19 protein-coding genes and 1 tRNA gene are annotated in these 23,139 nt (G+C 72.3%); 6 read left to right on the plus strand and 14 right to left on the minus strand.

The features are described 5' to 3' along the window. Positions 1 to 18: 18 nt before the first annotated feature. From IEZ05_RS17275 to IEZ05_RS17290, 4 genes are read left to right on the plus strand one after another with little or no spacing between them, the layout of a single operon-like run. Positions 19 to 666 (plus strand): ABC transporter permease, encoded by a 648-nt coding sequence (locus IEZ05_RS17275; RefSeq protein ID WP_189231008.1) that lies wholly within the window; start codon positions 19 to 21, stop codon positions 664 to 666. Then, on the plus strand, positions 659 to 1,933 hold the full coding sequence (locus IEZ05_RS17280; RefSeq protein ID WP_189231009.1) for a betaine/proline/choline family ABC transporter ATP-binding protein: 1,275 nt from the start codon (positions 659 to 661) through the stop codon (positions 1,931 to 1,933). The genes IEZ05_RS17275 and IEZ05_RS17280 overlap by 8 nt, the downstream gene beginning before the upstream one ends. Next, positions 1,930 to 2,778 (plus strand): ABC transporter permease, encoded by an 849-nt coding sequence (locus tag IEZ05_RS17285; RefSeq protein ID WP_189231010.1) that lies wholly within the window; start codon positions 1,930 to 1,932, stop codon positions 2,776 to 2,778. Before IEZ05_RS17280 ends, IEZ05_RS17285 begins: the two co-directional genes overlap by 4 nt. Beyond that, the gene (locus tag IEZ05_RS17290) at positions 2,775 to 3,740 is read left to right on the plus strand and encodes a glycine betaine ABC transporter substrate-binding protein (protein ID WP_189231011.1); all 966 of its coding nucleotides are present in this window, start codon (positions 2,775 to 2,777) and stop codon (positions 3,738 to 3,740) included. Before IEZ05_RS17285 ends, IEZ05_RS17290 begins: the two co-directional genes overlap by 4 nt. A gap of 7 nt (positions 3,741 to 3,747) precedes the next feature. Here IEZ05_RS17290 and IEZ05_RS17295 read toward each other — a convergent pair whose 3' ends face one another. The 4 genes from IEZ05_RS17295 to IEZ05_RS17310 all read right to left on the minus strand — a co-directional run bounded on the left by IEZ05_RS17295 (position 3,748) and on the right by IEZ05_RS17310 (position 9,194). Then, positions 3,748 to 4,539 carry a S16 family serine protease gene (locus tag IEZ05_RS17295; protein WP_189231012.1) on the minus strand — a complete coding sequence of 264 codons (792 nt, stop codon included), beginning with the start codon at positions 4,537 to 4,539 and terminating at the stop codon, positions 3,748 to 3,750. 279 nt (positions 4,540 to 4,818) lie between these two features. Next, a complete protein-coding gene (locus IEZ05_RS17300) occupies positions 4,819 to 5,469 on the minus strand; it encodes an IclR family transcriptional regulator (protein ID WP_189231013.1) in 651 nt (216 codons plus the stop codon). Positions 5,470 to 5,771: 302 nt separating this feature from the next. After that, complete coding sequence (locus IEZ05_RS17305) at positions 5,772 to 7,568, minus strand: DEAD/DEAH box helicase (protein WP_189231014.1); 1,797 nt, start codon at positions 7,566 to 7,568, stop codon at positions 5,772 to 5,774. A 159-nt stretch (positions 7,569 to 7,727) separates the two neighbouring features. Continuing rightward, positions 7,728 to 9,194 carry an MFS transporter gene (locus IEZ05_RS17310; protein ID WP_189231015.1) on the minus strand — a complete coding sequence of 489 codons (1,467 nt, stop codon included), beginning with the start codon at positions 9,192 to 9,194 and terminating at the stop codon, positions 7,728 to 7,730. Between the two features lie 201 nt (positions 9,195 to 9,395). Between IEZ05_RS17310 and IEZ05_RS17315 the strand changes: the two genes are divergently transcribed. Then, positions 9,396 to 9,467 (plus strand) — tRNA-Cys (locus tag IEZ05_RS17315). Positions 9,468 to 9,548: 81 nt separating this feature from the next. On the opposite strand, the gene IEZ05_RS17320 is transcribed toward IEZ05_RS17315, so the two are convergent. From IEZ05_RS17320 to IEZ05_RS17360, 9 genes are all read right to left on the minus strand, one after another. Then, positions 9,549 to 11,861, minus strand: a complete 2,313-nt coding sequence (locus IEZ05_RS17320; RefSeq protein ID WP_189231016.1) for a xanthine dehydrogenase family protein molybdopterin-binding subunit — start codon at positions 11,859 to 11,861, stop codon at positions 9,549 to 9,551. Beyond that, on the minus strand, positions 11,858 to 13,798 hold the full coding sequence (locus IEZ05_RS17325; RefSeq protein WP_189231017.1) for a 2Fe-2S iron-sulfur cluster-binding protein: 1,941 nt from the start codon (positions 13,796 to 13,798) through the stop codon (positions 11,858 to 11,860). Before IEZ05_RS17325 ends, IEZ05_RS17320 begins: the two co-directional genes overlap by 4 nt. After that, on the minus strand, positions 13,795 to 14,688 hold the full coding sequence (locus tag IEZ05_RS17330) for an FAD binding domain-containing protein (RefSeq protein WP_189231018.1): 894 nt from the start codon (positions 14,686 to 14,688) through the stop codon (positions 13,795 to 13,797). The genes IEZ05_RS17325 and IEZ05_RS17330 overlap by 4 nt, the downstream gene beginning before the upstream one ends. Positions 14,689 to 14,928: 240 nt before the next feature. After that, a complete protein-coding gene (locus IEZ05_RS17335) occupies positions 14,929 to 16,548 on the minus strand; it encodes a beta-N-acetylhexosaminidase (RefSeq protein WP_189231019.1) in 1,620 nt (539 codons plus the stop codon). Between the two features lies 1 nt (position 16,549). Next, complete coding sequence (locus IEZ05_RS17340) at positions 16,550 to 17,395, minus strand: carbohydrate ABC transporter permease (RefSeq protein WP_189231020.1); 846 nt, start codon at positions 17,393 to 17,395, stop codon at positions 16,550 to 16,552. Next, positions 17,392 to 18,357: a carbohydrate ABC transporter permease gene (locus IEZ05_RS17345; RefSeq protein WP_189231021.1), complete on the minus strand. Its 966-nt coding sequence runs from the start codon at positions 18,355 to 18,357 to the stop codon at positions 17,392 to 17,394. Before IEZ05_RS17345 ends, IEZ05_RS17340 begins: the two co-directional genes overlap by 4 nt. Beyond that, entirely contained in the window at positions 18,354 to 19,652 is a 1,299-nt protein-coding gene (locus tag IEZ05_RS17350) for an extracellular solute-binding protein (RefSeq protein ID WP_189231022.1), read from the minus strand. The genes IEZ05_RS17345 and IEZ05_RS17350 overlap by 4 nt, the downstream gene beginning before the upstream one ends. A 214-nt stretch (positions 19,653 to 19,866) precedes the next feature. Further along, positions 19,867 to 20,151, minus strand: a complete 285-nt coding sequence (locus IEZ05_RS17355) for a DUF3039 domain-containing protein (protein WP_171991040.1) — start codon at positions 20,149 to 20,151, stop codon at positions 19,867 to 19,869. 30 nt (positions 20,152 to 20,181) lie between these two features. After that, positions 20,182 to 20,754 carry a YqgE/AlgH family protein gene (locus IEZ05_RS17360; RefSeq protein WP_189231023.1) on the minus strand — a complete coding sequence of 191 codons (573 nt, stop codon included), beginning with the start codon at positions 20,752 to 20,754 and terminating at the stop codon, positions 20,182 to 20,184. Between the two features lie 233 nt (positions 20,755 to 20,987). On the opposite strand from IEZ05_RS17360, the gene murA reads away from it, so the two are divergent. Beyond that, positions 20,988 to 22,334 carry a UDP-N-acetylglucosamine 1-carboxyvinyltransferase gene (gene murA, locus IEZ05_RS17365; RefSeq protein ID WP_189231024.1) on the plus strand — a complete coding sequence of 449 codons (1,347 nt, stop codon included), beginning with the start codon at positions 20,988 to 20,990 and terminating at the stop codon, positions 22,332 to 22,334. A 167-nt stretch (positions 22,335 to 22,501) separates the two neighbouring features. Here the strand turns inward: murA and IEZ05_RS17370 are convergent, their stop codons facing one another. Further along, a complete protein-coding gene (locus tag IEZ05_RS17370) occupies positions 22,502 to 22,783 on the minus strand; it encodes an HU family DNA-binding protein (protein ID WP_003990598.1) in 282 nt (93 codons plus the stop codon). Positions 22,784 to 23,139: the final 356 nt, after the last annotated feature.

Here is a 23,139-nt window from a genome sequence, read left to right on the forward strand (position 1 = left end):
TCCCGGAGGTGAGCGGACGTGAACTTCTGGGAGTTCGTCGGCAGCCGCCACCAGCAGTTGCTCACCGACGCCTACCAGCACGCCAGCGCCGTCTTCCAGTGCATGGTGGTGGCGACGCTGCTCGGGGTGCTGATCGGCGTCGTCACCTATCGCAGCGAGTGGGCGGGGAACCTGGCCACGCTCACCACCGCGACCATCCTGACCATTCCGTCCCTGGCCATGATCGGCCTGCTGATCCCCGTCGTCGGGCTGGGCGTCCCGCCGACGGTGACCGCGCTGACCCTGTACGGGCTGCTGCCCATCGTGCGCAACGCGATCGTCGGGCTGCGCGGGGTGGACCCGGCGCTGGTGGACGCGGCCACGGGCATCGGGATGTCGCGGGTGGCGCGGCTGCTGAAGGTGGAGCTGCCGCTGGCCTGGCCGCCGATCCTGACCGGCATCCGGGTCTCGACGCAGATGCTGATGGGCATCGCGGCGATCGCCGCGTTCGCGTCCGGGCCCGGCCTCGGCAACGAGATCTTCCGCGGGATCGCGTCGCTGGGCAGCAAGAACGCGCTCAACCAGGTGCTCGCGGGCACGCTCGGCATCATCGTCCTGGCCCTGCTGTTCGACGCCGCCTACGTCCTGCTGGGCCGGCTGACCATCTCCCGGGGGATCCGTGTCTGAGACGTCCGAGACCACCTCCGCCGACGCGCCGGGCGCCACGGGCACCACGGGCGCGACCATCGAGCTGGAGAACCTGACCAAGCGCTATCCCGGCAGCCCGCTGCCCGCCGTGGACGACGTGTCCATGGAGATCAAGGCGGGCGAGACGGTCATCTTCGTCGGCCCCTCGGGCTGCGGGAAGTCCACCACGCTGAAGATGATCAACCGGCTGATCGAGCCGAGCGGCGGGCGCATCCGCATCGACGGCGAGGACGTCACCGACATCGACCCGGTGAAGCTGCGCCGGAAGGTCGGCTACGCGATCCAGTCCTCCGGTCTCTTCCCGCACATGACCGTCGCCCAGAACATCGCGCTGGTGCCCCGGATGATCGGCTGGTCGAAGGCGCGCATCCGGTCCCGGGTGGAGGAGATGCTCGACCTGGTCGGGCTGGACCCCGGGGAGTTCCACGACCGCTATCCCCGCCAGCTCTCCGGCGGCCAGCAGCAGCGGGTCGGCGTGGCCCGTGCGCTGGCGGCGGATCCGCCGGTGCTGCTGATGGACGAGCCGTTCGGCGCGGTCGACCCGATCACCCGGGACCACCTCCAGGACGAGCTGATCCGGCTCCAGCACGAGCTGCACAAGACCATCGTCTTCGTCACCCACGACTTCGACGAGGCGATCAAGCTGGGCGACCGGATCGCCGTGCTGCGCGAGCAGTCCCACATCGCCCAGTTCGACACCCCGGAGGCGATCCTCACCAACCCGGCCGACGACTTCGTCTCCGGTTTCGTGGGGGCCGGGGCGGCGCTGAAGCGGCTGAACCTGACCCGGGTGCGGGACGTGGAGATCACCGACTATCCGACGGTGACCGTGGAGGACCCGCTCCAGCACATCTTCGACCGGCTGCGGGCCGGCGGCACCAACGAGATCCTGCTGCTGGACCGGCGCGGCCGCCCGTACAAGTGGCTGCGGCGCGGCGACCTGATGCGGGCCAAGGGCTCGCTCGCGCGGGCCGGGACGCTGGTCAGCGACACGGTGACCCGGGACGCGACGCTGCGGGACGCCCTGGAGGCGGTGCTGACCGACAACACCGGGCGGGTCGCGGTCACCGGACGGCGGGGCGAGTACACGGGCGTCGTCGACATGGAGACGCTGATGAACTCGGTGCAGGAGCTGCTGGAGGCCGACCGGCTGGACGCGCTGGAGCACCGGCACGACCTGGAGGAGGCCCGGGCCGACCGGACGCACGTCGAGCAGGAGGGCTTCGGAGGGGCGGCGAAGGCGTGAGTTCACGGACGGGCCGGCCGGGCGAGGGCGGGGGCGGGGGCGCGCTCACCGCCCCGGACGACGACACCGAGCAGGAGCCGCGCCCACCGGGGCCCGCCCGGACCGCCCCGCGGGTCACCTGGCGGAAGCTGACCGTCCTGCCCGCGGTGCTCGTGCTGGTGCTGCTGGCGACCTGGCTGTGGTTCCGGCAGGCGTCCCTGGACGCGCTCAGCGAGAACGCCCTGGCGCGCGGCGCGGTCACCAAGGCCCTGTGGCAGCACATCCAGCTGACCGCGATCTCCACCTTCTTCGTGCTGATCATCGCCATTCCGCTGGGGATCCTCCTGACCCGCAGGATGTTCCGGAGGGCCACCCCGGTGGCGATGGCGTTCGCCAACATGGGTCAGGCGACACCCGCGCTGGGTCTGCTGGCGCTGCTGGTGATCTGGCTCGGCATCGGCCGCCGGTCGGCGCTGATCGGCATCATCGTCTACGCCATCCTGCCGGTGCTCTCCAACACCATCGCGGGCCTGAAGGCCAACGACCCGACGCTGCTGGAGGCGGCCCGCGGGATCGGCATGTCCCCGATGGGCGTGCTGACCCGGGTGGAACTGCCGCTGGCCGTCCCGCTGATCCTGGCCGGGGTGCGCACCGCCCTCGTGCTGAACGTCGGTACGGCGACGCTGGCCGTCTTCGGGGGCGGCGGCGGCCTGGGCGTCCTGATCACCACCGGCATCACCAGCCAGCGCATGCCGGTGCTGGTGCTGGGCTCGATCCTCACCGTCGCCCTGGCGCTGCTGGTGGACTGGCTGGCCTCGCTGGCCGAGCTGCTGCTGCGGCCCCGGGGCCTGGAGGCGGTCACATGAGGCGGCGTACGTGTCTGCTGGCCGCGGCGGTCCTGGTGGCGGCCTCCGGCTGCGGTCTGACCAGCGGCTCCCCCATGGTGGACGACGTGAAGCCCGGCACGATCGGGCAGGGCGAACCGCTGGAGGGCGCCGACCTGACCGTCGTCTCCAAGGAGTTCACCGAGCAGCTCGTCCTCGGCGCGATCATGGGCATCGCCTTCGAGGCGGCGGGCGCCGACGTGCTGGACCGCACCGGCATCCAGGGCTCCGTCGGCACCCGCGCGGCGGTGGAGAACGGCGACGGGGACGCCACGTACGAGTACACGGGCACCGCCTGGATCACGTACCTCGGCAACAGCAAGCCGATCCCCGATCCGCGGCAGCAGTGGGAGGCGGTGCGGGACGCGGACGCGAAGAAGGGGCTCACGTGGCTGCCGCCGGCGCCGATGAACAACACGTACGCGCTGGCGATGAACCAGGCCAACTACCGCAAGTACCGCACCCGGACGATGTCGCAGGTGGCCGAGCTGTCCAAGAAGGACCCCGCCGCCGTGACGCTGTGCGTGGAGGGCGAGTTCGCCAACCGCGCGGACGGCCTGCCGGGCCTGGAGAAGGCGTACGGGATGAGCATCCCGCAGCGGAACATCACGCAGATGGACACCGGCATCATCTACACGCAGACGGCGAAGGGAGCATGCACCTACGGCGAGGTGTTCACCACCGACGGGCGGATCAAGTCGATGAACCTGGTGGTGATGGCGGACGACAAGAAGTTCTTCCCGAACTACAACGCGGCGCCCATGGTCAGGACCGACACCCTGAAGAAGTGGCCGGCGATCGCCTCCGTCCTCGCCCCCGTCACCAAGGCGCTGGACAACGACGTCGCGCAGACCCTGAACGCGAAGGTCGACGTCGACGGGGAGGACCCGCACCAGGTGGCGCTGGACTGGATGAAGGAGAAGGGCTTCGTGAAGGAGGGCTGAGCGCCGCTCAGCAGGAGGGGACCTCGCCCTTGCCCGAGTTCAGGGCCCGCAGCGCGTCGACCGCGCCCTTCAGCGAGGTCACCGGGACCAGCCGCAGCCCCTCGGGGAGCTCGGCCTGCGCGTCCGAGCACTCCGCCTTCGGCACCAGGAAGACGGTGGCCCCGTCCCGCCGGGCGGCCTGCGTCTTCAGCGGCACGCCGCCCACGGCGCCGACCTTGCCGCCGGCGCTGATCGTGCCGGTGCCGGCGATGGTCCGGCCGCCGGTCAGGTCGCCTCCGCGGCCGTCGCCCTTCAGCTTGTCGATGATGCCGAGGGAGAGCAGCAGGCCGGCGCTGGGGCCGCCGACGTCGCCGAGGTCCAGCCGGACGTCCACGTCGGACGGGTCGAGGCCCAGGTAGTCCAGCGCGGCCGTCGTCGCCGTGTCCTGGGACTCCCGCATCTGGTTCAGGTTGTACTTCTCGATCTCCTTGACGTCGTCGCCCTCGGGGTAGACGGCGTCCAGGGGCATGACCGCCCGGTCGGTGTCGAACCAGTTGCCCAGCACGTCACCGAGCGACACCCGGGCGTCGGGGCCGGTCGCCACGATCGTCGTCATCCGCAGCTGGCCCTCGGTGTCCCGGGTCGGCGCGCCCGAGATCCTGATCACCTCGTTGCCCTGGTACTCCTTGAGCACGTCGGCCGTCGACCCCGGCTGCGCGACGGAGAACGGCAGGGGGGCGAACGCCGCGGTGGCGAACAGCGCCACGACGGGCAGGGCGCAGACGGCGACAGCCTTGGGCCGTGTGAGACGAGAAAGCACGAAGTCAATCTAACGTGCGCCTGCGGCAGCGCAGCCGCGGGCAGCCGCAGGTGCGGGGCAAGGGTGAGCGCGCGGCCCGGCGCCGCGGGGGTACCTCCCCACTCTCGGCTTCTCCCCCGCGCTCGGCCTCGCTCGCGCGGGGGACCCCCATGAGCGGGGACACCCCCACCGCCCACCCGTGCCGCCCCTGGGGATGCATCCCAGGCCGTTCAGGCACTGGGGGCACGAGTGCCCGCAGCTGCGCGGGGCGCGGCAGCGCCGGTCGCCGACCGCCCGTCCCTACCTCAGCGCCTCCGCCACCTCCCGGGCCGCCTCCATCACCCGCGTCCCGACCCGCTCCGGCACCACCTCGGACAGCATCACGACCCCCACGCTGCCCTCGACCCCCGTCACCCCGAGCAACGGCGCCGCGGCACCGCACGCCCCCGCCTCCAGCTCCCCGTGCGTCAGCGTGTAGCCGGGCCCGGGCTCCGCCACGGCGACCTTCTGCCGGGCCGACAGGATCGCCTTCCCGGCGGCCCCCCGCTCCAGCGGATGCCGGAACCCGGCCCGGTAGGCCACGTGGTAGTCCGTCCAGGTCGGCTCGACGACGGCCACGGCGAGCGCCTCCGCGCCGTCCACCAGCGTCAGATGGGCGGTCGCCCCGATGTCCTCGGCCAGCGACCGCAGCGCCGGCATCGCCGCCTCGCGCACCAGCGGGTGCACCTGGCGGCCCAGCCCCAGCACCCCCAGCCCGACCCGGGCACGTCCGCCCAGGTCACGACGTACGAGCGCGTGCTGCTCCAGCGTGGCGAGCAACCGGTACACGACGGTCCGGTTGACGCCCAGTTTGTGGGATAGCTCGGTGACGGTCAGCCCGTGGTCCGTATCGGCCAGCAGTTTGAGGACCCGCAGTCCCCGGTCGAGCGCCTGAGAGGTCTCCGCGGTCACGACGCCCACTCCTTAGTGGTGAGGTCGACGGCCCCCTCGCGGCGGATGCGTCACCGAGTCCCGTCGGTCACGCGCTTCAGAGGCCGCCGATCGGCTGACGGCCCGGCCTTGTGCCCGGGCCCAGTCGCTTCACGGCTGCGCTCCGCGGCGGCGCTGCCACGGGGCGTGTGCGTAGCGGGACAGTAGCGAGCCGGTCCGCTCAGCGGAAGGCTCCGTCCAGAATCCGGTCAGCAACCGGCGAGGACTGACCGTGTTTGTCCCCATACGTACAGCACACGCTGTGGTCCGCTCACCCCACCGTGTCACTTCATGCGCGTCGCCCACTCCTGGACCTTGGCGATGCGCTGGCGCAGCTGCCCGGCGGTGGCCTCGGCGCTGGGCGGGCCGCCGCAGACGCGGCGCAGTTCGGTGTGGATCACACCGTGCGGCTTGCCGCTCTGGTGGACGTAGGCGCCGACCATGGTGTTGAGCTGCTTGCGCAGCTCCATCATCTCCTTGTGCGAGACGACCGGGCGCCGTTCGGCGGGCAGTTCGAGCAGGTCGGCCTCGTCGTCGGGCTTCTTGCGGCTGTGCGCGATCTGCCGGGCCTGCCGCTTCTGGAGCAGCAGCTGCACCTGGTCGGGCTCCAGCAGCCCCGGGATGCCGAGGTAGTCCTGCTCCTCCTCGCTCCCGGGGTGGGCCTGCATGCCGAACTCGGCGCCGTTGTACATGACCCGGTCGAAGACGGCGTCGGACTCCAGCGCCTCGAAGGGCAGCATGTCCTGCTCGCCGGTGTCCTCGTCCTGCTCCCGGTTCGCCTCGTCCATCTCCTTCTCGGACTCGGCGTACGGGTCCTCCTCGCCCTCCTTCTTGGGCTTGTCGAGGACGTGGTCGCGCTCGCGCTCCATCTCGTTGGCGAAGGTGAGCAGGTCGGGCACGGTCGGCAGGAAGACTGAGGCGGTCTCGCCGCGCCGCCGGGACCGCACGAAACGGCCGACGGCCTGGGCGAAGAACAGCGGCGTGGAGATGGTGGTGGCGTAGACGCCGACCGCGAGGCGGGGCACGTCGACGCCCTCGGACACCATGCGGACGGCGACCATCCACCGGTCGGTGCTCTGGCTGAACGTGTCGATGTTCTTCGAGGCGCCGGTGTCGTCGGAGAGCACGACGGTGGCCTTGCTGCCGGTGATCTCTCGGATCAGCTTGGCGTAGGCGCGGGCGGAGTCCTGGTCGGCGGCGATGACCAGGGCGCCGGCATCCGGGATGGCCTTCCGGACCTCGGTGAGCCGCTGGTCGGCGGCCCGCAGCACGGCCGGCATCCACTCGCCGCGCGGGTCCAGCGCGGTGCGCCAGGCCTGGCTGACGGCGTCCTTGGTCATGGGCTCGCCGAGCCGGGCGGCGATCTCGTCACCGGCCTTGGTGCGCCAGCGCATGTTGCCGCTGTAGCTCATGAAGATCACGGGGCGCACGACGCCGTCGGCGAGCGCGGAGCCGTAGCCGTAGGTGTAGTCGGCGGCGGAGCGGCGGATGCCGTCGTTGCCCTCCTCGTACGTGACGAAGGGGATCGGGTTGGTGTCGGACCGGAACGGCGTACCCGTCAGCGCGAGACGCCGCGTGGCCGGCTCGAAGGCCTCCAAACAGGCCTCGCCCCAGGACTTCGAGTCACCGGCGTGGTGGATCTCGTCGAGGATCACGAGGGTCTTGCGCTGCTCGACGCGGTTGCGGTGCAGCATGGGCCGGACGCCGACACCGGCGTACGTGATGGCGATGCCCTGGTACTCACGGCTGAGCGGGCCCGCGCTGTACTCGGGGTCCAGCTTGATCCCTATCCGGGCCGCGGCCTGAGCCCACTGCTTCTTCAGGTGCTCGGTGGGCGCGACCACGGTCACCTGCTGCACGACGTGGTGGTGCAGCAGCCAGGACGCCAGCGTCAGCGCGAACGTCGTCTTTCCGGCGCCGGGGGTGGCAACCGCGAGGAAGTCCCGGGGCTGCTCCTGGAGGTACTTCTCCATCGCCCCCTGCTGCCAGGCCCGCAGCTTGCTGGCGGTGCCCCACGGGGCACGGCCGGGGAAGGCCGGGGAGAGGTGGTGCGAGGGGCTGGAGCTGGCGGTGGTAGTCACGGTCTCCGAAGGGGGTAGAACGGCTCGGCCACGTATGACAACCGGGCCACCCTACCGGCGGCCCCACGCGATCGACGCGCCCACCGGGTCGGGTCACCCCCGGGTGGGACGGACGTCACAGCCGCCGCGTCCGCCCCGCGCCCCTCGCCCGTTCCTGGTTCACCGCTCCCGCAGCCGCGTCGTCACCCACGCGCCCACCAGGGCCACCCCCGCCATCGGCAGGAACACCGCCGCGAACGCCGCCGGGTGCGAGCCGGTGGCCTCGGTCGCCGCGTGGGTCACCGTGCCGCCGCCGAGGGCCGCGAAGGCCGCTCCGCCGGTCGCCAGCAGGATCACGTTGGACAGGCCGTCGGAGATCTGGAGGGCGGCGGAGTTGGTGCCGGCCTCCTCGGGGGCGGAGAGCTGGAGCAGCAGCACACTGGTGGAGGAGATCACCAGGCCCATGCCGAGGCAGCCGAAGCCCCAGGCCACGGCCACCGTCCAGGCGGGCACGGCGTCGATCAGCACGCTCGGGGCGGTGGCGATGGCCGCCGCGACCAGCACCATGCCCAGCGTCATCAGCCGGTCCCGGTACGGCTCCATGCGGGACCGGGACTGGAGCCAGGAGCCCGCCGCCCAGGTCGCGCCGCCCGCCGCCAGCGAGAGCCCGGCCAGCGTCGGGCTGAGCCCCCGCTGTGTGACCAGCATCAGCGGCACGAAGGACTCGGCGGCGATGAAGGACCCCGCGGCGACACCGCGCAGCAGGACCACGGAGGGCAGGCCGCGCGCCGCCCGGTAGGTGCCGCGCGGGAGCAGTCCGAGGACGGCCGGGACGAGCAGCGCCACGCCGGCCGCGCCGGGCAGCAGCGAGATCCAGCGCAGGTCCTGGGCGGCGTACTGGAGCAGTCCCGCGCCCAGGGAGATGCCGAGGGCGAGGCGGATGCGGCGCCGGTCGAACGAGGCCGGTTCCTCCCCCGTCTCCGCTCCCCCCACCGGGCCCGCCGCCCGGCTGCGTATCTGGGGCAGCGCGAGCGCCAGCGGGAACACCACCAGCACCGGGATGCCGACGAACACCCACCGCCAGCCGAGGTGCTCGGTGACGGCGCCGGCGGCCAGCGGCCCGACGACGGACGGCACGACCCAGCCCGCCGCGAACGCCGCCATGATCGCGGGTCGCAGCCGCTCCGGGTAGGCCCGCCCGACGACGACGTACAGCGCGACGATGACCAGCCCGCCGCCGAGCCCCTGCACGGCCCGCCCGAGGATGAACAGCCACATCGCACCGGCCGTCCCGGACAGCAGCAGTCCGGCCGCGAAGGCGGCGATCCCGCCGGTCAGCGGCCCCAGCGGGCCCCGCCGGTCCGACCACTGCCCGGAGAGCACCATGCCGAACAGGCTGGTCGTGAAGTACCCCGAGAACGCGAACGCGTACAGCGACACCCCGTCCAGCTCGCGCGCCGCGACCGGCATCGCCGTGCCGACCGCGGTCGCCTCGAAGGCGATCAGCACCACCACGGAGACGATGCCGATGCTCAGCGCGCGGTAGGCGCTGCTCAGCACGGTGTCGGGGGGAGCGGCGAACTCGGTGGCCGGGCCGGGGCCGGCGGGGTCCGCGACATCGGTGTCGCGCGGGTCAGGGAGGGTCATGGTGGCCAGAGTAAGGGCCGCAGCCCACCTTGACCCCTGTCGGGAGACGGGGCGGAACCGGGACCTTGGTCGTACGACCGCACGCTGTTCGTGAACGGCGTGTGGCAGTCGCGTTGCGGCCCTCACGGAACCCTTGAGCCCCTCTCCCGCCCCGCCGTACGGTCGAGTCACCGAGTTCGGCACGGACACCGTCCGGAACACGGCCGTGTGCCCGAGTGGCCCAGGGGCTCGCCTGCAAAGCGAGTTACACGGGTTCGAATCCCGTCACGGCCTCCGCTGCCCGACCGGGCGGAACAGAAGGGCGGCACCCCGCAGGGGGTGCCGCCCTTCCTGTCGTTCGTTCCGGTTCCCGGCTCAGCCGGTGACCACCGCGGCCTGGGGCCTGATGGGGAGGCGGTTCACCGGGCGGCCCGTGGCCGCGCGTACGGCGGAGGCGACGGCCGCCGGGGAGGCCACCACCGGCACCGCGCTGACCGCCTTAGCGCCGAAGGGCGCGACCACGTCCCGCTCCTCGACGAGCTTCACGATCCGGATGTCCGGGGCGTCGAGGGCCGTCGGCAGGGCGTAACCGGTCAGGTCGGGGTGGCGGATCAGGCCGCGCGGGGTGCGCAGGTTCTCCGTCAGCGCGATGCCGACGCCCTGGGTGACGCCCGCCTCGATCCGGGCGGCCAGCTGGGCCGGGTTCAGCACCCGGCCGACGTCCTGCGCGACGGCCAGCTCCACGACCCGCACCGAGCCGATCTCGATGTCGACGTCCACCACCGCGCGGATCGCGCAGAAGGACATGCCGACGAAGGCGTCGCCCTGGCCCGCCTCGTCCAGCGGCTCGGTCGGGTGCGGGCGGCACTGGGCGGTGGCCCACAGTTCCTTGCCGTCCAGCGCCTCGGCGACCGTGGTCGACAGCACGCCGTCGTACGAGGTGATCTTGCCGTCGGCGATCTGGAGCAGCTCGGTCGACATCCCGAACTGGTGCGCCAGGGGCTGGAGGAGCTGGGTGCGGACCATCTTGGCCGCCCGCTCCACCGCGCCGCCCGACACCCAGGTGTGGCGGCCCCGGCAGCCCGCGCCGGCCGGGGGCTGGTCGGTGTCGACGGGCGCCACGTGCACCTCGTCGACGCCGAGCGTCTCCTGCACGATCTGCCGGGCCAGCGTGGTGAAGCCCTGTCCGGTCTCGACGGCCGCGCACAACACCGTCGCCACACCGTCCTGGACCTTCACGGTGGCCGTGGAGACCTCGTCGGCGCCCTCGGTGCCCAGCATGTGCACCATGCCGATGCCGTAGCCGACGCCCCGGCGCACCGCGCCCGGTTCGCCCGCGCCCTCGGGCCCGCCGGGCAACAGCCACTCGTCCTCGGGCGTGTCCTTGGGCAGGGCGGGCAGCGGTTCGTCCCGTACCGCCTGGAGGAGTTCGGCGACCGGTGCCGGGCAGGTGACCGTCTGGCCGGTGGGCAGCACGTCGCCGGTGGCCAGGACGTTGCGCAGCCGCACCTCGGCCGGGTCCAGACCGAGCCGCTTGGCGATCTTGTCCATCTGCGCCTCGTACGCCGCGCAGACCTGCATGGCCCCCTCGCCCCGCACATGGCCGGAGGGCGGGTTGTTGGTGCGCACGGCCCAGCCCTCGATGAAGGCGTTCGGGACGACGTACGGGCCGCAGGCGAAGGCCACCGCGGCGGCCAGGGCGTCGGAGGAGGTGTCGGCGTACGCGCCCGCGTCCAGCAGGATCTGCGCCTCGACCTTGACCACCCGGCCCTCGGCGTCCGCGTGGTGGCGGTAGCGCAGGAGGGTGGGGTGGCGGTGGGTGTGACCGAGGAAGGACTCCTCGCGGGTGGCGGTCAGCTTCACCGGGCAGCCGGTCTTCAGCGCCAGCAGGCCGAGCGGCAGCTGGAAGCCCTGGTCCTCGCGGTCGGCGGTGGCCCCGGGCACACCGGTGACGACGATCTTCACCCGTTCGGGTTCGAGGCCGTAGCAGGCGGCGGCCGTGTCGCGGTCGCCGTGCGGGTCGGTGGAGGCCAGGTACAGCTCCACGCCCCCGTCGGGACGCGGCACCGCGAGACCCGCCTCGGCGCCGATGGGGGCCGGGTCCTGACGGCCGATGCGGTACAGGCCCTCGACGACGACCTCGCCGGCCGCCTCCGGGTCGCCGTGCCGCAGCGGGATGTGCCGGATCAGGTTGCCGTCGGGGTGCAGCGGCTCGGCCTCGAAAGCCTGCTCCGGGTCGGTCACCGGGTCGAGCACCTCGTACTCGACGATGACGGCGGCGGCGGCCATCCGCGCGGTGTCCGGGTGGTCCGCGGCGACGGCGGCGATGGGCTCGCCGTGGTGGCGTACGACGTCGGAGGCGAACACGGGGCGGTCGGCCCGGCCGCGTCCGTGCAGCGGGGTGCCGGGCACGTCCTCGTGGGTGACGACCGCGCGGACGCCGGGCATCTCGCGCGCGTGGGTGGTGTCGATGGACACGATGCGCGCGTGCGGGTGCGGTGAGCGCAGGACGGCGGCCCACAGCAGGCCCTCGGCCCACAGGTCGGCGGCGTACGGGAAGGTGCCCTCGGTCTTGGCGCGGGCGTCGGCGGGCGGCAGGGAGACGCCGAGGCCGTGCGGGACCGGCTCGGGGGCGGGGGCGGCCTCCGCCGTTCCCGCGGCCTCGGCGGTGGCGGCTTCGTTGGTCACGCGTGGCCTCCGTCCTGGCCGTAGGGCTGGTCCCCGTAGGGCTGGTCCCCGTAAGGCTGGTCGCCGTAGGGGTGATCGCCGTAGGACTGATCACCGTAGGGCTGCTCGTGCGGCGCGGGTGCGTCCGGTGCCCCGGGCGGTCCCGGGGACTCGAACGCCGACGCGTGGACGCCGCCGGCGCCCGGGCCCGCCTGGTGCGGGATGCGGGGCTCGCCGGCCTCCGCCTCGGCCGCGTCGGCGGCGGAGTGGGCCTCGCGCTCGGCGACGACCTCCCTGACCGCCTCCAGGACGCCCCGGTAGCCGGAGCAGCGGCACAGGTTGCCGCACAGGGCCTGCCGGGCCTCCAGTTCGGTCGGCGCGGGGTTGCCCTCCAGGAGGTTGTGCACGGTCATCGCCATGCCGGGCACGCAGAAACCGCACTGCACCGCGCCGCACCGGGCGAGCGCCCGCTGCACGTCCGACGGCTGCCCGTCGGCGGCCAGGCCCTCGACGGTGCGCACCTCGCTGCCGGCGGCGGTGACGGCCGGGACCAGGCAGGAGGCGACCAGCCGGCCGTCGACCTGGACGTTGCACGCCCCGCACTCGCCCTGCGAGCAGCCGTCCTTGGCGCCCGCGAGGCCGAGGCGTTCGCGCAGCACGTACAGCAGGGACTCGCCGATCCAGGCGTCGGTGACGGGGCGGTCGGCGCCGTTGACGCGGAGCACGTAGGAGGCGAGGGGGTGCTCGTCCTGCGGGCCGGCGGGGCCCGGCTCGGCGGGGGCGGCGGAGTCCGCCGGGGGCTGCGGACGCGGCTCGTCCTCCCCCTCGTGCGCCACCGGGTCCGGGTCCGCGTCGGTGAGGGGCTCCTCGACGGCCTCCGGTCCTGGTGCCGTCTCCTCGTCCCCGGCGGGTGCCACGGGGGGCTCCGTGGAGCCTTCAGGGGCCTCCTCGGCCTCTTCCGCCCCGCCGGTCGCCGCCTCGTCGGCCGCTTCCTGGCCGGGGGCCGTCGCGTCGGGGACCGTCGCGTCGGGGACCGTCCCGTCGGGGGCAGTGTCCTGGGAGGCCGTCCCGTCGGCCGGCGCCTCCTCGGTCACCGGCCCGCCCTCCGGCGGCGCCGACGGCTCGGTCCCGGCGCCGGGTTCGGCGGGCTCGTCCGGGTACGCGTCGCCCGCCGGGGCGGGAGCGGACGCGGGTCCGGCGGAAGGGGCGGGCGCCGGTGCGCTCCCGGTGGCCGGGGCGTCGTCGGTCCGGTCCGGCTCGGCCGGTCCCTGTGCCCACGGCTGGGTCGCCCAGGGCGCCGGGGCGCCGCCGGGGAGGGTGGCCGGTGCGGTGCCGCCCCACTGCTCGGCCAGCGACGACGCGGTGAACTCGCCCGACTCGTCCGGCAGGTCGCCGCCGGCGACGGGGATGGACCACTGCCCGGTGACGTCCTGGCCGGGCGCCTCGTGCCCCGCCTCGGCGGCCGGTGCCGCGTTGTCCGCCGCGGTGTCGGAGAAGTCCCACTGTCCGGTGGCGCCCGGGTGGTACGTGAACCGGTCGCCGTGCCCGGCGTTCGCGTCGTACCCCGCGGCCTGGCCGTAGGGGTCCTGCTGCGCGTACCCGCCGTGCTCCTGGTGCCCCGGGTGCTGCTGCCCGGCGTGCCCCGGATCGCCGTGCTGCTCCCCGGCGTCCGGGACGTGCCACTGCGTGCCGTCGACGGGTGCGGACGGCATCGCCCAGCTGCCGGTGGCCGCCGGGTCGGTCCCGGCGGTGGTGGCGGGCGCGACCGTGATCTGCGGCGGCACGTAGCCGTGGCCGGGCGCGGCGAGCGGGCTGTCGGCGGAGGCCAGCAGCGCGTCGATGCCGCCCTCGGGGAGCTTCACGAAGGCGGTCGCGCCGTCGTCGTAGTCGCCCTGGGGCAGCGGGTCCCAGCGTCCGCCGCTGCGGGGCGTGCCCTCTCCGTGCTGGTCGTCGGTCACGACAGCGCCCTCCCCAGTGCTCGTCGGGCCAGCGCGGCGACGATGCGCCGCAGGTGCAGTACGGCGGGCGGGAGCTGCGGCACGGAGCCGTCCTCGGCCGGGGCCGCGTCGGGGATGCAGGCGGCGGCGACGTACTCGCCGAAGGCGCTCAGGGCCTCCGGGACGATCGCGCGGCCGTTGTCCCAGTCGATGAGCGAGGCCACCCACTGCTCGGCCTCCAGCGGCCGCAGCGGCATCGGCGCGATGGCACCGACCGCGCAGCGCACGCCGCGGCGGGCGGGGTCGAGGACCAGGGACACGGACGCCATCGCCCGTCCCGGCCCGGTCCGGCCGGTCGCCTTGAGGAAGACCTGCGGGGCGTGCAGCAGCGGCACGCGCACGTAACCGATGAGCTCGCCCGCACGGAGCATCTCCATGCCGGCCAACAGGTGCGAGACCGGCATCTCGCGGCGGGCCCCGCCCGGGCCCGCGATGATCAGGGTCGCCTCCAGCGCGGCCAGCACGGGCAGCGCGTCCCCGGTGGGGGCGGCGGAGGCGATGTTGCCGCCCAGGGTGCCCGCGTTGCGGATCTGCGGCGGGCCGGCGGCACGCGCGGCGGCGGCGAGCGCCGGGATGAGGGCGGCGAAGTCGGGACGGCCCATGCGCGCGTGCGTGAGCCCGGCGCCGAGCAGGGCGTGACCGTCCTGGTACTGCCAGCCGCGGATCTCGCTGATGCGGCCGAGGCCGACCAGCGCGGCGGGCCTGAGCTGCCCGGAGTTGACGGCGGCCATCAGATCGGTGCCGCCCGCCACCGGAACGGCGGCGGGCATGGCCGCGAGGGCCGCCACGGCCTCGTCCAGTGTCGTGGGCAGCGTGACGGCCTGCGCCGCCTGCGGTGCGTGCGTGGTCAAACCGACTGCCCCTTCCCGCTGTCCCACCTGGTCCCGCCCGTGTTGCCGTACGGTACGACCTGACAGGGCGGACGTGGCAACTCTGGCACATCTTCGCAGGGCCCGAACGCGGGGGTCCGCTAGGAGGCATTCGCCCACCTCGTCGGTGAGATGGTCCGTTTTCGTACGGGATTCCCGTTGGTCGACGGTGTGCGCGCGTTGCCACTCTTCAGTGGCGTTTCGGGGCGTTCTCCTTACGTGTTACTTGTTCGGCGGCGGTCCGTCGATCGGCCGGCCGAGCACCCCGGGCCGCCGCTGCCAGGGCAGGGGACCGGCGGGCGGCCGATAGGCGACACCCAGGGCGTCGAGCCGCCGGTAGTGGGCGGCCATCCGCCGCTCGAAGTCGGCGAAGTCCCGCTCGTCCGGGGTGGGCAGGACGCTCCAGGCGACCTCCGCGAAGGCGGCGAGCCGCGGAAAGACCTGGTAGTCCACCCGCGCCTGGTTCTCCATCACCTCGGTCCACACGTTCGCCTGGGTGCCGAGCACACGCGCGGCCTCCTCGGGCGTCAACTCCGGTGGAACCGGCTCGAACCGGTAGACGTCCTCCAGGGTGCGCACGAAACCGATCGGTACGGGCTCGTCCTCGCCCGCGTCCTGCCGGTGGTCCAAGTACACCTGCTGCTCGGGGCACATGACCACGTCGTGTCCCGCGCGCGCGGCGGCGACCCCGCCGGCGTACCCACGCCAGGACGACACGGCCGCACCCTCGGCCAGTCCGCCCTCGAGGATCTCGTCCCAGCCGATGAGCCTGCGCCCGCGCGCGGTCAGCCACCGGTCGAAGTGCTTGATGAACCAGGACTGGAGTTCGTCCTCGCCGGCGAGCCCGAGTTCCTTGATGCGCGCCTGTGCGGCGGGTGACCGCTGCCACTGCCCCTTGGGGCATTCGTCACCGCCGACGTGGACGAACTCCGAGGGGAAGAGTTCGAGGAGTTCCTCGAAGACGCCCTCGTAGAAGCGCAGGGTCCCGTCCGTGGGCGCGAGGACGTTCTCGCAGACGCCCCAGGTGTCCCAGACGGTGAGGGAGGCGGTGTCGACGACGTCGGTGTTGCCGAGTTCCGGATACGCGGCGATGGCGGCCTGCGAGTGCCCGGGGACGTCGATTTCGGGGACGACGGTGATGTGCCGTTCGGCGGCGTAGGCGACGATCTCCCGGATGTCGTCCTGGGTGTAGAAGCCGCCGTGCGGCTTGTCCTCCCACAACGGCGATGCCCGGTGCCCGTATTTGGTGCGCGCCCGCCAGGAGCCGGTCCCGGTGAGTTCCGGATACCGCTTGATCTCGATGCGCCAGCCCTGGTCGTCCGTCAGGTGGAAGTGGAGGACGTTCAGTTTGTGGGCGGCCATCAGGTCCAGGTAGCGCAGGACGCCTTCCTTGGGCAGGAAGTGCCGGGCGACGTCCAGCATCAGGCCGCGCCAGCGGAAACGGGGCGCGTCGTCGATGATCCGGTGCGGGACGGCGAGGGTGACGCCGGGCCGCACGGGCGCCCGCCGGAAAGCCTCCGGCCCGAGCAGCTGCCGCAGGGTCTGGGCACCCCAGAAGACGCCCGCGGGGCCGCCGCCGCGGATCTCGACGCACCGGTCGCGAAGCACGCTCAGCCGGTACGCCTCCGGCTCCAGCGCGTCGTCCAGCAGCAGCCGTACGCCGGCGCTGTCCTGCGCTCCTGTCCGCAGAGGCAGCGCGAAGGCGGCGCCGAGCGTGGCCCGCAGCCAGCGTTCGGTGGTCTCCGTACCGGGAGCGGCCCACAGGGTGGTGTCGCCGTCGAGGGGGATGCCGCTGCGCAGGGGGCCTTCGACGGCGCGCGGCGCCGGAATCAGTTCGGTCACGTCAGTCCTTCACCGCTCCGCCGAGGCCGGAGACGAGTCGTCGTTGCACGAGTACGAAGAAGACCAGCACCGGGATCGTCATCACGGTGGAGGCCGCCATGACCCCGCCCCAGTCGGGGTCGTCGGGCTTGTAGAAGACCAGCAGCGCCATCGGCAGCGTCGACTGGGAGGTGTCGCTGATGATGAACGACTTGGCGAACAGGAAGTCGTTCCAGGTCGAGATGAAGGAGAAGACACTGGTCGCCACCAGCCCCGGGAAGACCAGCGGGAAAAGGATCTGCCACAGAAAGCGCGCCCGGCTCGCGCCGTCGATGTACGCGGCCTCCTCCAGGGCTTCCGGCACCGCTTTCACGAAGCCCCGCAGCATCCAGATCGCGAAGGGCAGCGAGAAGGCGATGTGGGGAAGGATCAGCGACCCCAGGGTGTTCAGCTGGCCGAGGTCCCGCATGAGGAAGAACAGCGGGATCGTGAGCGCTTCCACGGGCACCATCTGGGCCACCAGGAACATGATCAGCAGGGTGGTCCGGAAACGGAACCGGAAACGCGTCACGGCGGTCGCGGCGAGAAACGCGATGAGCGCCGAGGCGACCACGACGGTGACTGCCACGAGCAGACTGTTGAGAAAGTAACGGCCGAATTCCTGCTGCCCGAAGACCCGCCGGAAGGAATCCAGCGTGGGCGTCAGCGTCCACGGCCGCGGCTCGCTCGACTCGATCTCCCCGGCCGGTTTGAACGCGCTCAGCACCATCCAGTACAGCGGGAAGGCCACCACGACCGCGATCAGCAGCGCCGACGCCTCGGCCGCCAGCCGCCACGGACGGCGCACCCGCGCGCGCGGAAGATTCACAGCTCCTCCCCCTGGCGACGCAGCAGCCGCAGGTAGACCAGCGTCACGGCGAGCAGGATCAGCAGCATCACGACGCCGATCGCGGAGCCGAGGCTGTACTGCGACGACGCGAACGCCTTCTGGTAGGCGTAGACGTTGAGGACGAGGTTCTGGCCGGCGATGCCGCCGCCGTTCGTCATGACGTAGATCTGGGTGAAGACCTTGAAGTCCCAGATGACCGACTGGATGGTCACGACCACGAGGATCGGCCGGAGCATGGGCGCCAGCACCGAACGCCAGATCCGCCACTGCGAGGCACCGTCGAGCGCGGCGGCCTCCAGCACCTCGGCGGGGACGGCGCGGATCCCGGCGTAGACGGTGACCATGACGAACGGGAAGGAGCACCAGACCACTTCGAGCAGGACGAGCAGGAAGGCGCTGTAGCGTCCGTACGTCCAGGAGTGGTCGCCGAGGCCCAGCATCCGGTTGACCGGCCCGAAGTCCGGGTCGAACAGCAGCAGCCACACCGTCGACCCGGTGACCGCCGGAGTCGCCCAGGCACCGAGCCCGGCCAGCATGAGCGCGAGCCGGGGCAGCGCCCGCACCCGGGTCAGCAGCACGGCGAGCGCGCACCCGACGGCCAGCGTGGACACCACACAGGCCCCCGCGAACACGACGGTGGCGGCCAGCACCCGCCAGAACTCCCCGTCCGCGAACAGCTCGGCGTAGTTCCCCAACCCCTGAAAACTGGTCGGCTCCCCACCACTGACCTGGGCCTGCGTGTACTCCAGGAAGGAGATCAGCCCGAGCTGGTAAACGGGGTAGACGAGCAACCCACCGAGAACGACAAGAGCGGGCGCGAGATATATCCAAGGGGTACGGGAAGCGCCCCGCCAGGGGCGCGGGGAACTGCGCGAGGAACCACGAAGCACCCGCACTCGCCCACTCACCGCACCCCCCGCGCTGGAAGGCGACACGCTCATCCGGCGGAGCCAAACGCCTCGTTCATCTTCCGCGCCGCGTCCCCCGCGGCAGCGCCCACGCCCTTCTTGCCGCTGACCACCTCCTGGAACATCGTCGGCAGCACCAGCGACGAGTCGATCGTCGCCCACGCGGCCGACGCCGGAACGAACTTCGTGCCCGCGGCGAGTGTGTCGACGAACGGCTTCACGAACGGCTCCTTCGCCGCGACACCCTGCCGCACGTCCGTGAAGGTCGGCAGGAAGCCCATCGCGTCGAACAGCTCGCCCTGGGCCTCCTTCGACGCCAGCCGCTTCATCAGGTCGACGGCGAGGGTGCGGTGCGAGGTGCTCCTGAGGACGCCGAGGTTGTTGCCGCCGGCGAAGGCCGGGGCGATGGAGCCGGGCTTCACGCCGGGCAGCGGCACGACCGCGTACGTGCCCTTGACCGTGCCGGCCTCCACGGCCTGGTGGCTGAAGTCGCCGCCGATCGCCATGGCCGCCTTGCCGGACGCGAACGCGGTGACGGTGTCGTTGCCGCCCATGCCGGCGCATTTGGCGGCCGGGCAGTTGTCGTCGCCGAAGAGGGAGGTGTACGCCTCGATGCCCTTCCGCGCGGCGGCGCTGTCGATCGCCGAGGCGTACGAGCCGCCCTTGCCGGTGGCGAGTTCGCCGCCGTTGGCCCAGATGAAGGGCATCGCGCCGTAGGTGTAGGCGCCGCCGACCGCGATGCCGTACAGGCCGGGCTTCGCGGCGCGGATCGTCTTCGCGGTGGACGCCAGTTCGTCCAGCGACGTGGGGGGCTCGAGGTTCAGCTCCTTGAAGACGTCGGTGCGGTAGTACAGGGCCCGCACGCCGACGAAGTACGGGGCGCCGTAGACCTTGCCGTCCACGGTGACCGACTGCCGGGCTGTCGGGTCGGTGTCCTTGGCCTCGTCCCAGGCGCCGAACTCCTCGGTGACGTCGGCGAGTCCGCCGTCCTTCACATAGCCGGCGGTGTCGGTGTTGCCGTACTCGATGACGTCGGGGGCGCTCTTCGGGTCGTTGAAGGCGGCCTTGATGCGCTGGGCGCGGGTCTCGACGGGGATGTACTCGACGGAGACCTCGGTGCCCTCGTGGGCCTTCTCGAAGCCGGCGAGGACCTGGTCGACGACCTGTTCCTTGGGCTTGTTGTTGACCTCCTGGAAGAGCCAGACCCGCAGGGTGCCGCTCTTCTCGTCCTTGCCGGAGGAGGAGTTGTCGGACGTCTGGGGCGCGCAGGCCGCCGTGACGACCGCGGTGGCGGCCAGCAGTACGGCCAGCCGGGGGGAGAGCTTCATGGAGTGATCCTCCGGACGTGCGTTGCAACATATGCAATGACGGTTTCGCTCTGCACAACACCCTGGAGGTTATGGACTACATGAACATGTCCACAAGAGGTCTCCACCACTTCGTGACACGCGGGCGCGCGAGGGTCCCCGGGCATGCGAAAGCCCCCGGAGCGCGCGCGGGCACGCTCCGGGGGCCTCGGGAAGACCGGTCGGGCCGGGCTAGCTACTTCTTGTCGCCGCCCTTGCCCTGGTCGCCCCCGGCGCTCATGGACTCGTAGATCTCCTTGCACATGGGACACACGGGGTACTTCTTCGGGTCGCGGCCCGGTACCCAGACCTTGCCGCACAGCGCCACGACGGGGGTGCCGTCGAGGGCACTCGCCATGATCTTGTCCTTCTGGACGTAATGGGCGAAGCGCTCGTGGTCACCGTCGCCGTGGGACACCTGTGGCGTCGGCTCTACGAGGGTCCCCGTACCAGTCCCGCGCTCGGGCTCGAGAGTGCTCATAAACGCCAAGGGTACTGAAGCTCACACGCTTCAGTTGAGCGAAGGGTCGTCCGGATACGTCGCCACCATCGCCAGCTCGCTGCGCTGGCGGCGCAGGACCTCGCGCCACAGTCTCTCCGGGAACGGGAAGGAGACGTCGCCCGGCTCGGACTCCACCACGTACCAGGCGCCCTCCGTCAGCTCGTCCTCCAGCTGACCGGGGCCCCAGCCGGCGTATCCGGCGAAGATGCGCAGGGCGCCCAGGGCGGGGGCCAGCAGCTCCGGCGGTGCCTCCAGGTCGACCAGACCGATCGCGCCGTGCACCCTGCGCCACCCCAGCGGGGCCGCCTCCCCGGACGCGCCGCCGGGGACGACCGCGACACCGAGCGCCGAGTCCAGCGACACCGGGCCGCCCTGGAAGACCACCCCGGGCTCGCCGGCGAGATCCGCCCAGCCCTCCAGGATGTCGCCCACGTCGACCGGCGTGGGGCGGTTGAGGACGACACCGAGGGAGCCCTCCTCGTCGTGGTCGAGAAGGAGCACCACCGCACGCTCGAAGTTCGGGTCCGCCAGGGCGGGCGTTGCCACGAGCAGCCGCCCTGTGAGCGAGGACACCTCGGTCATGCCAGACATGATCCCGCATGTTCCCCTCCCGTGGGGAGGCAATCGGGGGCACGGGGGTGAACGGGCGCCCCCGCACGCTCCCGCACGGTGACCGCACGTGCCCGCCGCGGGACCCTTCGTGTTGTGACACACCTATGACGTTGCCGGACCCTCCTCGGGCTTACTGAAGGGGGGTGCGGGGCGACTACCCTTTCCCTTCTGGCCCCTGCCCCACCCCACGGAACGCGAGATTCATGACCGTCAACGGCACTGATGACGTACTGCTTGTCCACGGCGGAACCCCGCTGGAGGGCGAGATCCGGGTCCGCGGTGCGAAGAACCTCGTGCCGAAGGCCATGGTCGCCGCCCTGCTGGGCAGTGCGCCGAGCCGGCTGCGCAACGTGCCGGACATCCGCGATGTGCGGGTCGTACGCGGACTGCTGCAGCTGCACGGGGTCACGGTCCGTCCGGGCGAGGAGCCCGGCGAGCTGGTGCTCGACCCGACCCACGTGGAGAGCGCGAACGTCGCCGACATCGATGCCCACGCGGGCTCGTCGCGCATCCCGATCCTGTTCTGCGGCCCGCTGCTGCACCGCCTCGGGCACGCGTTCATCCCCGGCCTCGGCGGCTGCGACATCGGCGGCCGGCCCATCGACTTCCACTTCGACGTGCTGCGGCAGTTCGGCGCGAAGATCGAGAAGCGGGCGGACGGCCAGTACCTGGAGGCCCCGCAGCGGCTGCGCGGCACGAAGATCAACCTGCCGTACCCGTCCGTCGGCGCGACCGAGCAGGTGCTGCTGACGGCGGTGCTCGCCGAGGGCGTCACGGAGCTGTCCAACGCGGCCGTGGAGCCGGAGATCGAGGACCTGATCTGCGTCCTGCAGAAAATGGGCGCGATCATCGCGATGGACACCGACCGCACGATCCGCATCACCGGTGTGGACCAGCTCGGCGGCTACACCCACCGCGCCCTCTCCGACCGGCTGGAGGCCGCCTCCTGGGCGTCGGCGGCGCTGGCGACCGAGGGGAACATCTACGTCCGCGGCGCCCAGCAGCGCTCGATGATGACGTTCCTGAACACCTTCCGGAAGGTGGGCGGCGCCTTCGAGATCGACGACGAGGGCATCCGCTTCTGGCACCCGGGCGGCCTGCTGAAGTCCATCGCCCTGGAGACGGACGTGCACCCCGGCTTCCAGACCGACTGGCAGCAGCCCCTGGTGGTCGCCCTGACGCAGGCCACGGGCCTGTCCATCGTCCACGAGACGGTCTACGAGTCCCGGCTCGGCTTCACCTCCGCGCTCAACCAGATGGGCGCCCACATCCAGCTCTACCGCGAGTGCCTCGGCGGCTCCGACTGCCGCTTCGGCCAGCGCAACTTCCTCCACTCGGCCGTCGTCTCCGGACCGACCAAGCTGGAAGGCGCCGACCTGGTCATCCCCGACCTGCGCGGTGGCTTCTCCTACCTCATCGCCGCCCTCGCGGCCCAGGGCACGTCCCGGGTCCACGGCATCGACCTGATCAACCGGGGCTACGAGAACTTCATGGAGAAGCTCGTGGAACTCGGCGCAAAGGTCGAACTCCCGGGCAAGGCCCTCGGCTAGCCGACAGCGACAACGCCGATGGGGCGGTCACCCGAGTCCGGGTGACCGCCCCATCGGCGTGTGCTGAGCGCGCCCCGAAAGGGGCGCGGGGAACTGCGCGACCAGCCACAGGCGGCCCGCAGGCCACAGGACGGGCCCGCAGTCACCCGGCGCTCGAAGCGGAGCGCTTACTTGCCCTTGGCGGCTTCCTTGAGCTTGGAGCCCGCGGAGACCTTCACGCTGTAGCCGGCCGGAATCTGGATCGGCTCGCCGGTCTGCGGGTTGCGGGCGGTGCGAGCGGCACGGTGCGTGCGCTCGAAGGTCAGGAAGCCGGGGATGGTGACCTTCTCGTCGCCCTTGGAGACGATGTCGCCGACGACGTCGGCGAACGCGGCCAGAACGGCGTCGGCGTCCTTGCGGGTCACCTCGGCGCGGTCGGCCAGCGCGGCCACCAGCTCACTGCGGTTCATGTTGTTACTCCCGTGTTCTTCTTGCCGTTGAGGCGTGCCACGCGGCGGAGCCGCATGCAGGCACAGCGAAAGCCGATGCTGCCAGGGACCTCGGACAGTTCCCTCACCCGGGTCCGTCGTCGGGCCCTCGCGCCCAGACAGGCATCCTGCCTGCACCTGCGGCGGTAATGCCAATCCGGCACCCCCAGGAGTCGTGAGAACACCCTTGGGAGTCATACGGAGAGGGCCGGGGCCCTGGTCTGGCGCCACCCTAGAGGGCGGTCCGAGGCGCTCCGTTCCGCGACGCGCCGGTACGGCGGCCCGTCGTGGCGATCCTCACAGCCGTCGCACGGGCCGCCGAGTCCCTCTCCGGGGGC

Origin of the sequence: Streptomyces flaveolus (assembly GCF_014648815.1) — a bacterium.
Taxonomy (GTDB): Bacteria; Actinomycetota; Actinomycetes; order Streptomycetales; family Streptomycetaceae; genus Streptomyces; species Streptomyces flaveolus.

What these genes read in the sequence shown, in the direction of transcription:
- IEZ05_RS17370 (WP_003990598.1), bottom strand. Translation starts at nt 22,783, where the DNA reads ATGAACCGCAGTGAGCTGGTGGCCGCGCTGGCCGACCGCGCCGAGGTG.
- IEZ05_RS17290 (WP_189231011.1), top strand. Translation starts at nt 2,775, where the DNA reads ATGAGGCGGCGTACGTGTCTGCTGGCCGCGGCGGTCCTGGTGGCGGCC.
- IEZ05_RS17355 (WP_171991040.1), bottom strand. Translation starts at nt 20,151, where the DNA reads ATGAGCACTCTCGAGCCCGAGCGCGGGACTGGTACGGGGACCCTCGTA.
- IEZ05_RS17310 (WP_189231015.1), bottom strand. Translation starts at nt 9,194, where the DNA reads ATGACCCTCCCTGACCCGCGCGACACCGATGTCGCGGACCCCGCCGGC.
- IEZ05_RS17350 (WP_189231022.1), bottom strand. Translation starts at nt 19,652, where the DNA reads ATGAAGCTCTCCCCCCGGCTGGCCGTACTGCTGGCCGCCACCGCGGTC.
- murA (WP_189231024.1), top strand. Translation starts at nt 20,988, where the DNA reads ATGACCGTCAACGGCACTGATGACGTACTGCTTGTCCACGGCGGAACC.
- IEZ05_RS17345 (WP_189231021.1), bottom strand. Translation starts at nt 18,357, where the DNA reads ATGAGCGTGTCGCCTTCCAGCGCGGGGGGTGCGGTGAGTGGGCGAGTG.
- IEZ05_RS17360 (WP_189231023.1), bottom strand. Translation starts at nt 20,754, where the DNA reads ATGACCGAGGTGTCCTCGCTCACAGGGCGGCTGCTCGTGGCAACGCCC.